Origin of the sequence: Neptunomonas japonica JAMM 1380 (assembly GCF_016592555.1) — a bacterium.
Taxonomy (GTDB): Bacteria; Pseudomonadota; Gammaproteobacteria; order Pseudomonadales; family Balneatricaceae; genus Neptunomonas; species Neptunomonas japonica_A.
The window spans coordinates 226,811-239,545 of sequence record NZ_AP014546.1 but is presented as its reverse complement, the minus strand read 5'-3'; the positions used below and the strand labels follow the sequence as shown (position 1 = coordinate 239,545).

Below are 12,735 nucleotides of genomic sequence, written 5' to 3'. Positions count from 1 at the left end.
TCTAATTTGGTGCTTAACAACAAAACACCTATTTTAGACTAAAGTATATACCCAAAATCAAAGATAAAAAAATAAGTTTACCGGCCATACCGCAATTTTACTGGTAGGCATAATAAAGTAATTCGAAGCAGAGAAAGCCTCGCTTTGTATAAGTGAGTTTCACTAAAGAAGAGAGATGAAAAGCGGGTTAAGCATATTAAAAAAGGAGACAATGCTCCTTTCTTAGTTCTAGTTATTATATCCAGATTTTATTCTGTTTTCTCAAACATTAGATCCCAGATGCCATGGCCAAGCCGTTCGCCACGTCTTTGAAACTTGGTGACAGGACGCCATTCAGGTTGTGGAGAGTATTGACCATCACCCATTTTGTTCTTATAACCTTCAGCGGAGCTCATGACTTCCATCATGTGTTCAGCATAGTTCTCCCAGTCTGTTGCCATATGGAAGTAACCGCCAACTTTTAGTTTTTTACGGATACTCTGCGCAAAATCAGGCTGCACTATACGGCGTTTATGATGGCGTTTTTTATGCCAAGGGTCAGGAAAAAACAGCTGCAGTGTATCTAAACTATTATCCGGCACACACTGCTTAAACACTTCAACAGCGTCTTCAGCATATACGCGGATATTAGTCAGCCCCTCTTCATTGGCGTTACTTAACAAGCGGCCAACACCAGGACTATGCACTTCGATACCAACAAAATTCTTATGAGGTTCACAGCTGGCCATCTCTAATAGAGAATCACCCATTCCAAACCCAATTTCTAATACAACAGGCGCTTCACGACCGAAGACCTCATTGAAATCCACAAGGCCGTTTTTAATTTCTAGCCCCATAACAGGCCACACTTCTTCCAGTGCTTTTTCCTGCCCTTCTGTGGTTCTTCCGGCACGTTTTACAAAGCTTCGTACCGTACGCATGTGCTTCTTTTCTTCTGTCATTACCGCCAACTATTTTTTGAATGCCTAACCAATAAAAGCTTAATTAATTAAAAATCTAATTAATGCCTACTTAACCAATAATACCATCGAGTGGAGATGAAGCACTTGCATACCTTTTACGCGGCATACGACCTGCTAAAAATGCTTCACGCCCGGCCTCAATAGCTTTTCGCATCGCTGATGCCATCAAAACAGGATTATTTGCACCAGCAATAGCTGTATTCATCAAAACGCCTGCACATCCCATCTCCATAGCAATTGCCGCATCGGATGCAGTACCAACACCAGCATCTACCAAAATAGGCACATTAGCCGCTTCCATAATGAGCTTAATGTTATGTGGATTAAGGATACCCAAGCCAGATCCAATCAGAGAGCCTAGCGGCATGACAGCGATACAGCCCATTTCTTCTAACTGTTTGGCTACAATAGGATCGTCATTGGTGTACACCATTACTTTAAAACCATCTTTAACGAGTGTTTCAGTCGCTTTGATAGTTTCCACAATGTTCGGATATAGGGTTTTTTTGTCACCCAATACTTCCAGCTTTACTAGGTCATGCCCATCCATAAGTTCACGCGCCAAACGGCAGGTACGCACCGCCTCTTCAGCGGTGTAGCAGCCCGCAGTATTGGGTAAGATGGTATATTTATCTGGCGTGATAACGTCTAGTAGATTTGCCTCACCTGGATTTTGGCCGATATTAGTACGACGTACTGCAACAGTAACAATTTCTGCACCGCTGGCTTCAATAGCCTCACGCGTTTCATCAAGGTCTTGGTATTTACCCGTACCGACCAACAAACGCGAGTTATACTGCTTCCCTGCAATCACCAATGCATCATTCAAATCTGACATTTATTCAGCCCTTAATTCTTTTGTAAAAATACCTATTCGATAACGACAGCAGGTTTTTAGCCACCACCAATCGCATGCACCACTTCTACTTTGTCTCCTGCACGTAACTGGTGCTGCATATGCTGGCTACGCGGAATAATTTCTTGATTTACTTCGATTGCAATACGCTGCTCTTGCAAACCCAGCGTGATGACTAGATCGTTCAGGCTTGCACCTTCTTCTAGGCGAGTTGCTGCACCATTGACTTCAAGCTCCATCAAACACTACCTTTTATCCAAAGTAATAAAATTACGAGCCAGTATTAACCAACCCGCAATAAATGCCAAACCACCTATAGGCGTGACTATGCCTATCCCATGAACACCTGAAAATGCTAGCAGATATAAGCTCCCACAGAACAATACTATGCCAGCAAGAAATGACGCCGCACTCACTTTTAACAGGGCTGTTGGTCGCTGCTGAAGCAATAAGCCTACTAGTAATAACGCTAACGAGTGATAAAACTGATACTGCACACCCGTCTGCATCACCGCCATTAACTTACTACTGAGAGTGTCTTTAAGGGCATGTGCAGTAAAAGCCCCCATCATCACAGCAATAGCGCCACTTATACTCGCAGCAACTAGACAGAAACGTGCATTCATAATGCTATCTCAAAAAATAAGGGCAAGATTATAGCACTGATTAATTACTGTGTTTTAAAAACGACAAAGCCGCCCATGGGCGGCTTTGTAATAACACGAACAAACCGTTCGTCAACTAGGCAGGCTGTAAATCCTGACCTATCGCTGACTTTAGCTTCTTCATTGCATTTTTCTCGAGTTGGCGAATACGCTCTGCGGACACGCTGTATTTAGCCGCCAGTTGATGCAAAGTAGCTTTTTCTTCCATCAACCAACGCTGTGCAAGAATGTCCCGACTACGATCATCTAGGGACTCCATCGCACCGCTTAAACGCGCCTGAGAATCTTGCTCCCAATTAGCCGCTTCAAGCTGCTCAGCAGGGTCTGCTGAATGATCTTCCAAATACTGAACAGGAGCCAGATAACCTACTGCATCGTCATCATCACTGCCGGTTAGGTCAAAAGAGGTATCGACCGACGCCATACGACCTTCCATTTGACGGACAACTTTCTCATCAACACCTAAGTCACCAGCAATAGCCGTTACTTCATCACTATTCATCCAGCCCAAGCCTTTCTTCTTGGAGCGTAGATTAAAGAACAATTTACGTTGCGCTTTAGTGGTAGCAACTTTAACAATACGCCAGTTACGCAGGATATATTCATGCATTTCAGCTTTTATCCAATGCACAGCAAAGGATACCAAGCGCACACCCATACCTGGGTCAAAGCGTTTGACTGCTTTCATTAAACCAACATTACCTTCCTGCACTAAGTCACCTAGCGGTAAACCATATCCAGAATAGCTACGTGCAATATGTACAACAAAACGAAGGTGAGATAAAACCAGCTGACGCGCCGCTTCCAAATCATCCTGATAATACAGACGTTCGGCTAGTGCACGCTCTTCCTCTACACTTAGCACAGGGATGGTGCTAATTGTCTGTACATAAGCGTCCAGATTTTGTCCGGGCGTAATATGTTCGATGAGTTCTAAGCTTTTACGCATTTAAGTCGTAACCTCGTTGTTGTATCTAAAAATCTGTACCTAAAATCAACTTATTCACAATAATCCACAAATAAGACGTTGGATCTTACAAATAGTTCCCCAAAAAATAAAGCCCCGAGACTTAAATAACAAGATGCAAAAATGCACCAGAGTGTTCATAAAATCACTTTAACTCGGCTCTATTTCACGCAGATGACGCCGAACGGCTACCCATGCACCCAACCAGCCTAGTAAAACACTCATAAATAGCAAGAGCGCGGACCCTGAAAAACCTAACCCGCTCAATTGAAACTGACTACGATACAGCTGCGCTAACTCTTGGGCTGGTGTCTCTAGCATGAGCCAAGCAATTTGCACGATCAACCATGCACAAAGCGCACCTAATAAACCATACCATACACCTGTATAAAGAAATGGGCGCCGTACCCATGCATCTGTCGCACCTACCAATTTACTGACAACAATTTCATCTCGGCGACTCTCTATTTCCATTTTAATGGTGTTACCAATCACCAGCAGTACAGCCAATCCCAGTAACACACCTAAAACAAAGACAGCGCGTTTAGCAACGGCTAACATCGCGTCCAAGCGCTGCAACCACTCTAAATCTAATACAGCTTCATTAACTTCAGGTAATGCCTGCAAGCCCGCACGCATGATACCCAAATCTGCAACCAAACGTGATTTAGGCAATAAAACCACCACGGCAGGTAACGGGTTATCATTCATGGCATCTAAAACATCACCAAAACCAGAATACTTTTTAAATTCCAGCATACCTTGTGAGCGGCTAATAAAATCAATAGCCGCTATATCATCTCGCAATAATAAACTACGGCTAAAACGATCAGCATCTTCATCAGTTAACGATGTTTCCAAGTACAAAGATAAGCGTGTTTCACCTTCCCAACCTTGCGTAAGGTTCTGCACGTTGGATAACACCGTAAATAAAAAACCGGGTAACGTTAGAGCAATGGCCAGCACCGCAACCGTCATAATAGTAGCTACAGGTGCGCCCAACAGCTTCGCTAAAGCATTTTTGCCAACAGCCATATGATTACGCACCCAGCTTTCACTATGGCCTTTAAGATCGACCTTATGATGCTCTGCACCACGTTTGCTACTTGGCTGTGGTGTTACTGTTGTCGGCCTTGATGGCTGAACACGTTCAGCACCTCGCTTTTTATCCATCAGCGATCAGCCTCCCGGATTTTAATGTCAACATCCGGTGGCGCATACTCCTAATCAGTGACAGGTCATGGCTGGCAATCAATACGGTAGTCCCTACTCGATTAAACTGCTCGAACAAACGCATAATTTCTTCTGATAACTGAGGATCAAGGTTACCGGTAGGCTCATCGGCTAACAGCACCTTTGGCTTATGCACTATAGCTCTGGCGATACCTACACGCTGCTGTTCGCCACTTGATAAAGCTCTAGGGTTCATTTTTTCTCGATTAAGTAAGCCAACTTTGTCTAATGCAGCACGTACACGTCGCGCGGCATCCGCAGGAGAATAGCCACAGATCTGCAAAGGCAAAGCCACATTTTCAAATACACTTCGATCAAATAATAGCTGATGATTTTGAAAAACCACGCCAATAGAGCGACGCAAGAAAGGGATATCATGGCGGCCTAATTTACCAAGTATTTGATCACCTACTTGAACATGACCAGCCGTAGGCTGTTCCATCAGCATCACTAATTTAAGCAGGGTACTTTTTCCTGCACCCGAATGCCCTGTTAAAAATGCCAGCTCGCCGGTATTCAAAGTAAAACTCACATCTTTGAGGGCATCGTAGCCTTCATCATAATGCTTACTGACATGTTCAAACTGAATCATGATGCTGTTGGTCTATCCTTAATAATGCCGAGTAACATATTATAGTGGTATTTTACGCATAACTGCTTCATCTACGGGAAAATTATGGATCAACCGAACCAATCACTATTTAACCGTACCTATCTAAAGATTTTATCGTGGGTTGTCGCCATTGTTATCGTGGTACTCACGGCCAGCAACCAAAATACAACAACACTGCCCGCCACAGAGCTAGCAGATGGCTGGATCTATCTCACTATCGAAGAAGGGATGGATCAACAACTGCGCTTAACGTATCCCGTCACACCGGCTTACACTGAAAAGCAAACACAACAACGCCTTGCATTGCAGTCCGCATTAACGAAAGCAGCCACCAAGCAAAGCAACTTATCACTTCAGTGGCAAGATGATCGAGTCATACTGACTTTACCGATACCCCAACCTGATAATAAGTCATCATTTTTTGATTTTGAAAATCTACTCAGTGATTTAACATTCTCTATTAACCAGTACTACCCTGCAGCATTACAACGCGCTGCAGCGCAGCGATACCTCGCATTAAATGATATTGAAGAACTAGCCTTAAGCAACCTAAAAGCACAACTTCCAGCTTTCCTTTCAACATACATAGAGCCAATTAACACCTTCAATTTATTTAGCCAGCGACCAACAGTATTATTCATCTTGAAAGAAGAGCAACAATCTTTAATAAATCCGATAGTACAGCAGCTTGCAGCACGCTATTCTCAGTCAGATGTATTAGACACGGTAGAGCAGTCTGACATACAAAAGACGCCTATTCGTATCAATTTACAGCACCGTAGTACTCATCATTTATATCTAACTGGTCAAGCCATCCGCGCTGATACTGATAACGCGAGTCGCACGCTAACGTTCCATTACGTAAATCAAGCCATCCAACCATTGATAGAGAACAGCAGCAGTACTTATCGCCTACTACTCAAGCCCGCATCCCCTATCGGCTATTCCGCCTTATCACTCGTGCGTGACGAAGCGTTAAAAAAAGCACTAAACAGCAATTTACAAACATACCTGCTAGAAAACTTTAACAGTGAGCAACTTGAACAGATAAAAACCTCTTTAGTTCAAAAATATCGTAAACAACTTTCCACTCCCCTTGGACGTGTGGAGCAGCTAACCAGCACTCTTTTTTACCAAGAGAAACTTCAGTCTGAGGATGAGTTTCGTGATACGCTTAACAACATATCCGATGCCCAGATACAAACAAATATAGAACAGCTGTTTGACCCTCTGCGCACTATCATTGTTCGAATTACACCGCCGTAGATTATCCGATGCCCCGTAGAAACCCACCCCGAAAAAATAGCAGCAACCAAGAACCCCGACAGATGTTACGTATCATTGGTGGAGAATGGCGCAGCCGCAAAGTGCCCTTCCCAAGCGTAGAAAATTTACGTCCCACACCCGACAGAGTCAGGGAGACACTATTTAACTGGCTGCAAAACATCACACCCGGAGCACGTTGCTTAGACTTGTTTGCGGGTAGCGGAGCTTTAGGGTTAGAAGCACTGTCACGTGGCGCTAGCTCTGTCACCTTTATCGATAACTCGCCCGCGGCAACCTATCAGCTAAAAGACAATCTACAGACACTAAAATGCCAAAATGGAGAGGTAATAACCTCCTCTGCGATCAACTGGCTAGAAGCAAGGCAAACAGATACCGAACCACGCTATGATTTGGTGTTTCTAGATCCACCTTTTAGAAAAGATATGGTGCCCGTCATTTGCGAACTCTTGGAAAAACGCAATTTACTTTCCGATCACGCCGTTATCTACATCGAAGCGGAGTCAGAATTAAGCCAACTACTTGTTCCTGATAGCTGGAAAGAAAATCGCAGCAAAACGGCAGGCCAAGTCACCTACCGTTTATTCTATAAAGAGCCCTCATAAAGCACTAAACATGCTTAGTTACAGCGAGTAGCATCCAGCCCACGAATAGCATTATTAATCGTGGTGCTGGCCATCTCTCTAAAAACTACTGGTTCAGGCATATATTCAGCTACAGCTAACACACCAAACACTTGGCTCAACATTGCTTCTGCAATGCACTGCTGCTTTGTCTTTTTAGCGATCTGCTTTTGCTTACGTGCTTGCTTAAGAAAACGATTAATATAGCTGACCCAAACATCCCACTCATCAGCTAGAACATCTTGCAAAGCAATATGTAGTGGTAGTTCTTTGCGCCGTGCGTAAAACAATGAAAAAGCCTGCAAAGACTTTTTACGTGACGCTATATGGCAGGTTGTTTCTATCAAAAAAGCTTTCAAAGCCTTTAACGCATCTTGATCAATCGCTTGTAGCTGCTCTAAATAATATTGCTCAAACGGTAAGGTCACCGACTCACATAATGCAAGAATCAAATCATCCCGATTTTTAAAGTGCCAATACAATGCACCATGCGTAACGCCTGCTTCAGCAGCAATCGCTTTTAAACTTACATTATGAATGCCATGTAACGCATACTGCTCCAAAGCCATATGCAACAATGCTTGGCGGGTTTGTTCGGCTTCTTCTCGAGTCCGGCGTGCCACTACAATCTCCTTTGGCTATATAAGCTTAACGCTCTCCAGTCTAACGCATCCCGCCAACATTAACATTCCTTCGACAGCTTATAAGTGCTACCTATAAGGTATCGCATCATCTAGATAGTATTTGATTTGCATTCTTTTTAACTGAGCAACCGTCAGGTCTGGCAAATCAAACTGGGCCGCAAAGCGCGCATCGGGGCGAACGTGACCTTTTACATGCGCAACATAACGTTTAACCTTCCCTTTAGAATCTTTAATTAGCACTCCCATAACAACATTTTTCATACCAACATTATTTCGATTCTGCCAAATAACCTGCCAAGAATTTTGGTCAATCACTTTCTCGCCCAAAACAACGACCTTTTTATCCAGCGCCTGCATTACTTGAATCTGCTGCGCTTGGCGATTGGCCTCTTGCTTGGTACCTTGGTGTTGTACATAAGCACCTAATGCTGTCCCTAAAATAGCAGACAAACCTGCACCATTACCTGCCGGCGCTGAAGCAACACTTTTACGCCATAAGACATTATTGTTTAGTAACGCAGCAGACTGGGGGTTCTGCCGCCCCTTACGGTAATACGGCTTCACTTGCTTAGCGACGTTGCGCGTCAATACAGCACGTTCTGGATTAACTGGGTGATCATGGAAAAATAAGCCGCGTGCACTACCCTCTTTCTTATACTGCCTTTCCCAAATACGACTCGCCGCGTATGGGTCAAACCCCGCCAGCGCCGCATAAAGAATCCCTATTCTGTCTGCTTCAATCTCACTTTCATGGGTAAACGCAGCCTGATAGCCACCTCTTCTTGCCGCCTTAGATCCTGCTATCAAAGCCGCAGTCTGATGCGTTTGTCGCTCAAACACATGATTAGCAACGGTATGCGCCACTTCGTGCCCTAAAACAGCCGCTAATTCAGCATCACTTTTTAGACCTTTCATCAAGCCGCTATGCACCACAATGTAAGTACCACCGGTGGTAAAAGCATTAAATGAAGGGTTATCAATCAAGATAGGTAACCAACGCTCATTGGCTAAATGGCTGACACGATGAATACGATCAAAGATTCTCACCAAACGCTGATAAGCCTTGCGGTCTAATGCCGCGTTAATTTTTTTGCCCGCTTTCTTCTGCTGAGCAATTATTTGCTCAACTGCAGCGTTTCCTTGAGCAATTTGCTGGCCTCTACCTGCCATACTTAATGTTCGCCGGCCGGTGACTCTGTCTCGCTCACTCACCGCCTCTGCAGCGTTATACAGCCCTCTGTCTACACTTTGTAACGCCTCACAACCACTGAGTAATAGCAAACATATGAGGGCCGAAGAGGTTTTAATAAGACTAGCTCGAACCTTATAAAGCATAATTGACACCTGTTTTCGCACCTTTATATTCTAATTTGAAATATAAAATTTATTTTTTATAACCAATAATGATTTACACATTCCATTATTATATTTGTACCACTGCGCCAATTCCGATAATATGCCGCACTTGTAATAGTGGCAATAAGCACAGCAAAACAGGGTTAGAGTGAATCGACAATGAACATTGCCATTTATCCGGGAACATTTGATCCTATCACAAATGGTCATTCCGACCTTGTCCAACGTGCTTCTCGCTTGTTTGACAAAGTAATTGTGGCTGTTGCAACAAGTCAGACAAAGAAACCCTTATTCCCATTAGAGAAGCGCACTTCCCTTGCAAAAGAGGTTTTTGCGCATCTTGATAATGTTGAAGTTATTGGTTTTGACTGCCTATTGGCAGACTTCGTAGCACAACAAAATGCTAATATCATTTTACGTGGCTTGCGTGCGGTATCTGACTTTGAATACGAATTTCAGCTGGCGAATATGAATCGACAGTTAGCCCCTCAGGCAGAAAGTCTCTTTCTAACACCTGCGGAGCACCTTTCCTTTATTTCTTCTACGCTGATAAGGGAAATTGCACTACTAAACGGCGATGTGAGCAAATTTGTACACCCTGCTGTCAATAAAGCGTTAAAGAACCATCTTGCAGTAAGAAAAGACTGCAAAAAATCTTCTTAGCAAGAGAGGTAGCCAACATGGCATTAATTATTACCGACGAGTGCATCAACTGCGATGTATGCGAACCTGAATGCCCAAATGAAGCTATTGCTCCGGGTGAAGAAATTTATGAGATCGATCATAACAAATGCACCGAGTGTGTAGGCCACTATGACACGCCACAATGTGTTGAAGTATGTCCTGTAGACTGCATTCCGAAAGATCCGGACCACGTTGAAACTGAAGATCAGCTAATGGAAAAATACACCCAGCTGACCAGCTAATCGATTCTCAAATTTAGCACACTAAAAAGCAGACACTTGTCTGCTTTTTTTATTGCCTAAAAACATATGCCCACTCATAAGCCATGCGTTACGAGCGATGCTTTTTACGTTCTTTCGATACGCGTGTTCGCGTATTACTTGTAACGTGATTTATCTTCGCTTTAGGTTTCGGTTTGGGGTTATCCACTGCTGTCTTATTTGACGTAACTACAGCAGCGTTAATTTCCGCCATTTCATCACGCGTTAGATCACGCCATTGACCAGGCTTTAGTCCTGCCAACTGAACATTCATAATACGTGTACGCTTTAGCTTCTTAACGTCATAACCCAAATACTCACACATACGACGAATTTGTCGATTAAGCCCCTGAGTTAATATGATCTTGAACACAAAACGGCTCTGGATTGTCACTTGGCAAGGCTTAGTAACGGTATCGAGAATAGGCACACCGCGAGACATTCGATCAACAAAGCGCTCGCTTAACGGCTTATCTACTGTAACTACATATTCTTTATCGTGAGCATTTTCTGCACGCAGAATTTTATTTACGATGTCACCATCACTGGTAAGGAAGATTAAGCCTTCAGAAGGTTTATCCAGGCGTCCAATAGGGAAGATGCGCTGCTTATGCCCGATTGCATCAATAATATTACCTTTAACGTGGCGCTCAGTGGTACACGTAATACCTATCGGCTTATGATAAACTATATAAATCCTATCGGATTTATTTTCCGCGCTGGCATTAATTCGTTTTCCATCAACGAAGACGGTATCCGAGGGTGTCACTTTTGTGCCAAGTTCGGGCTGTTTACCGTTGATCGTGACTCGCTTTTGCTCAATTAGCTTATCGGCTTCGCGTCGGGAACAAAAACCTGACTCGCTGATATATTTATTGAGGCGTTTTTCTGGAAGGGTACTCACAATTTTTTCCAACTGTTTTACTTTTCGACAGAGTTAATTAAAGCATAACGCACAGCGCCATAGCGGTTTTGTATTAAAAAGCAGCTATAGTTTTAACTGGCAGTTTTATCTGACACAAATCATACCATGAAAGTATAAGTTACAAGGGTGCCATGAAAGCTCCAAAACGATTACAGCCCCTAATAGAAGACGGCTTAATAGACGAAGTACTGCGCCCGCTCATGAGCGGTAAAGAAGCAGATGTTTTTGTCGTTCGCTGCGGCGACGACGTTCGTTGCGCGAAAATATACAAAGAAGCGAACAAGCGCGGCTTTAAACAAGCAGCCCAGTACCAGGAAGGCCGCAAAGTACGTAATAGCCGCCGCGCTCGCGCAATGGAAAAAGGCTCTAAATTTGGCCGCCACCAGCAAGAAGAAACCTGGCAGAACGCTGAGGTAGATGCACTCTATCGCCTCGCCGATGCCGGCGTACGCGTACCTCAGCCTTATGGTTGTTTTGACGGCGTATTATTGATGGAGCTGGTCACAGATAACGATGGTCATGTAGCCCCACGCCTAAATGATGTTGCACTAACGCCTCAACAGGCCCGTGAAGATCACCTTGTCGTTATGCAGTACGTCTCATTGATGCTGTGCGCCGGGTTAGTACACGGAGATCTGTCAGAATTTAATGTACTGGTAGATTCATACGGCCCCGTCATTATCGACCTCCCTCAAGCAGTAGATGCTGCAGCCAATAATAATGCCCAGAAAATGTTAGCACGCGATGTGAATAACATGACAACGTATTATGCCCAGTACGCCCCTGAACTGATGGAAACTCGCTACGCCAAAGAGATTTGGGCACTATTTGAAAATGGTGACCTAACGCCAGAAGTAGAGCTCACGGGGCAGTTCGTTGAAAGCGAGCAAGCCGCTGATGTTGATACCGTCTTACAAGAGATCAAAGCAGCATGGCTGGAAGAGCAAGAACGACAAGAGCGTATGCTTGATGCCGAAGAGTCGGCGTAACCCCACCAAAAACCCGCACTGGCTAAAAGCACTTATCCACAACAAGTGCTTTTAGTCGTTATCAGGTTACATCACACGCTACAACAAATATCACAGCTGCTTTCATAACGAGTAGTCCCGCTCATTAAGCGCAAACTCCTGATCCATCAAAGCACCGATCACATTCCCATCTGCCAAGTGATGCGCATATTGCATATGTAAGCAACGCACTTTATCCCACTGAGAGATACCGCCAATACCATAGCGCTCAAACATTTGTGTAAAACCTAGCTCTTCAATACGCTGCTTATCCTGCGGTAACATTAGTTCCCAGCGACGCGCCACATAAGCTTTTTGATTCTGTAAAAAGGCATCTTTAAGCTCAGCATCCTCTTGCAAACGACTTTCTATCTCTTTAACCCAACCCTTACCTTCTATACGCCCAATCGCTTTGCATAACTCTTTGGAAGATAACCAATAAAGCGTCGGAAAAGGTACATTATCCACTAACGATCGCATCTGCAGTACCAACGGAACCCCTGTTGCAGTAGCAACTGTTACGCCGACTAAGCCTTTAGGCTCGCGACCAATTTGCTCAGCTATTATGGCCAACTGTTGTTCTGATACGCTCACATAAACCTCATCTACTGCTCTGTTTATTACATATGCCAACACTCTTAAAAGTATTGATAAAG

General features: G+C 44.0%; 16 protein-coding genes. 5 read left to right on the top strand and 11 right to left on the bottom strand.

The window, feature by feature from the left end:
* Nucleotides 1-248: 248 nt before the first annotated feature.
* From trmB to ftsE, 7 genes are all read right to left on the bottom strand, one after another.
* A complete protein-coding gene (gene trmB, locus NEJAP_RS01080; protein WP_201348901.1) occupies nt 249-941 on the bottom strand; it encodes a tRNA (guanosine(46)-N7)-methyltransferase TrmB in 693 nt (230 codons plus the stop codon).
* Nucleotides 942-1,011: 70 nt separating this feature from the next.
* A complete protein-coding gene (locus NEJAP_RS01075) occupies nt 1,012-1,800 on the bottom strand; it encodes a thiazole synthase (RefSeq protein WP_201348900.1) in 789 nt (262 codons plus the stop codon).
* Nucleotides 1,801-1,856: 56 nt separating this feature from the next.
* Nucleotides 1,857-2,057, bottom strand: coding sequence for a sulfur carrier protein ThiS (gene thiS, locus NEJAP_RS01070; RefSeq protein WP_201348899.1), 201 nt, complete (start codon nt 2,055-2,057; stop codon nt 1,857-1,859).
* Nucleotides 2,058-2,063: 6 nt separating this feature from the next.
* Complete coding sequence (locus tag NEJAP_RS01065) at nt 2,064-2,444, bottom strand: DUF423 domain-containing protein (protein ID WP_201348898.1); 381 nt, start codon at nt 2,442-2,444, stop codon at nt 2,064-2,066.
* Nucleotides 2,445-2,559: 115 nt separating this feature from the next.
* Nucleotides 2,560-3,432: an RNA polymerase sigma factor RpoH gene (gene rpoH / locus NEJAP_RS01060; RefSeq protein WP_201348897.1), complete on the bottom strand. Its 873-nt coding sequence runs from the start codon at nt 3,430-3,432 to the stop codon at nt 2,560-2,562.
* 168 nt (nt 3,433-3,600) lie between these two features.
* On the bottom strand, nt 3,601-4,623 hold the full coding sequence (gene ftsX / locus NEJAP_RS01055) for a permease-like cell division protein FtsX (protein WP_201348896.1): 1,023 nt from the start codon (nt 4,621-4,623) through the stop codon (nt 3,601-3,603).
* Complete coding sequence (ftsE, locus tag NEJAP_RS01050) at nt 4,616-5,275, bottom strand: cell division ATP-binding protein FtsE (RefSeq protein WP_201348895.1); 660 nt, start codon at nt 5,273-5,275, stop codon at nt 4,616-4,618. Before ftsE ends, ftsX begins: the two co-directional genes overlap by 8 nt.
* An 84-nt stretch (nt 5,276-5,359) precedes the next feature.
* Between ftsE and NEJAP_RS01045 the strand changes: the two genes are divergently transcribed.
* The gene (locus tag NEJAP_RS01045; protein WP_201348894.1) at nt 5,360-6,562 is read left to right on the top strand and encodes a hypothetical protein; all 1,203 of its coding nucleotides are present in this window, start codon (nt 5,360-5,362) and stop codon (nt 6,560-6,562) included.
* Between the two features lie 8 nt (nt 6,563-6,570).
* Nucleotides 6,571-7,185: a 16S rRNA (guanine(966)-N(2))-methyltransferase RsmD gene (gene rsmD / locus NEJAP_RS01040; protein ID WP_201348893.1), complete on the top strand. Its 615-nt coding sequence runs from the start codon at nt 6,571-6,573 to the stop codon at nt 7,183-7,185.
* A gap of 14 nt (nt 7,186-7,199) precedes the next feature.
* On the opposite strand, the gene NEJAP_RS01035 is transcribed toward rsmD, so the two are convergent.
* Together NEJAP_RS01035 and NEJAP_RS01030 are read right to left on the bottom strand one after the other, a co-directional pair.
* Nucleotides 7,200-7,826: a TetR family transcriptional regulator gene (locus tag NEJAP_RS01035; RefSeq protein ID WP_201348892.1), complete on the bottom strand. Its 627-nt coding sequence runs from the start codon at nt 7,824-7,826 to the stop codon at nt 7,200-7,202.
* Nucleotides 7,827-7,913: 87 nt separating this feature from the next.
* Nucleotides 7,914-9,182 carry a M48 family metallopeptidase gene (locus tag NEJAP_RS01030; protein WP_201348891.1) on the bottom strand — a complete coding sequence of 423 codons (1,269 nt, stop codon included), beginning with the start codon at nt 9,180-9,182 and terminating at the stop codon, nt 7,914-7,916.
* A gap of 180 nt (nt 9,183-9,362) precedes the next feature.
* Between NEJAP_RS01030 and coaD the strand changes: the two genes are divergently transcribed.
* Together coaD and NEJAP_RS01020 are read left to right on the top strand one after the other, a co-directional pair.
* Entirely contained in the window at nt 9,363-9,866 is a 504-nt protein-coding gene (gene coaD / locus NEJAP_RS01025) for a pantetheine-phosphate adenylyltransferase (RefSeq protein WP_201348890.1), read from the top strand.
* A gap of 17 nt (nt 9,867-9,883) precedes the next feature.
* A complete protein-coding gene (locus NEJAP_RS01020; protein ID WP_201348889.1) occupies nt 9,884-10,129 on the top strand; it encodes a YfhL family 4Fe-4S dicluster ferredoxin in 246 nt (81 codons plus the stop codon).
* Between the two features lie 88 nt (nt 10,130-10,217).
* Here NEJAP_RS01020 and rluF read toward each other — a convergent pair whose 3' ends face one another.
* Nucleotides 10,218-11,051: a 23S rRNA pseudouridine(2604) synthase RluF gene (rluF, locus tag NEJAP_RS01015; protein ID WP_201348888.1), complete on the bottom strand. Its 834-nt coding sequence runs from the start codon at nt 11,049-11,051 to the stop codon at nt 10,218-10,220.
* A gap of 152 nt (nt 11,052-11,203) precedes the next feature.
* Between rluF and NEJAP_RS01010 the strand changes: the two genes are divergently transcribed.
* Complete coding sequence (locus tag NEJAP_RS01010; protein ID WP_201348887.1) at nt 11,204-12,061, top strand: PA4780 family RIO1-like protein kinase; 858 nt, start codon at nt 11,204-11,206, stop codon at nt 12,059-12,061.
* 102 nt (nt 12,062-12,163) lie between these two features.
* Here the strand turns inward: NEJAP_RS01010 and NEJAP_RS01005 are convergent, their stop codons facing one another.
* Nucleotides 12,164-12,673: a DUF501 domain-containing protein gene (locus tag NEJAP_RS01005; protein WP_201348886.1), complete on the bottom strand. Its 510-nt coding sequence runs from the start codon at nt 12,671-12,673 to the stop codon at nt 12,164-12,166.
* Nucleotides 12,674-12,735: the final 62 nt, after the last annotated feature.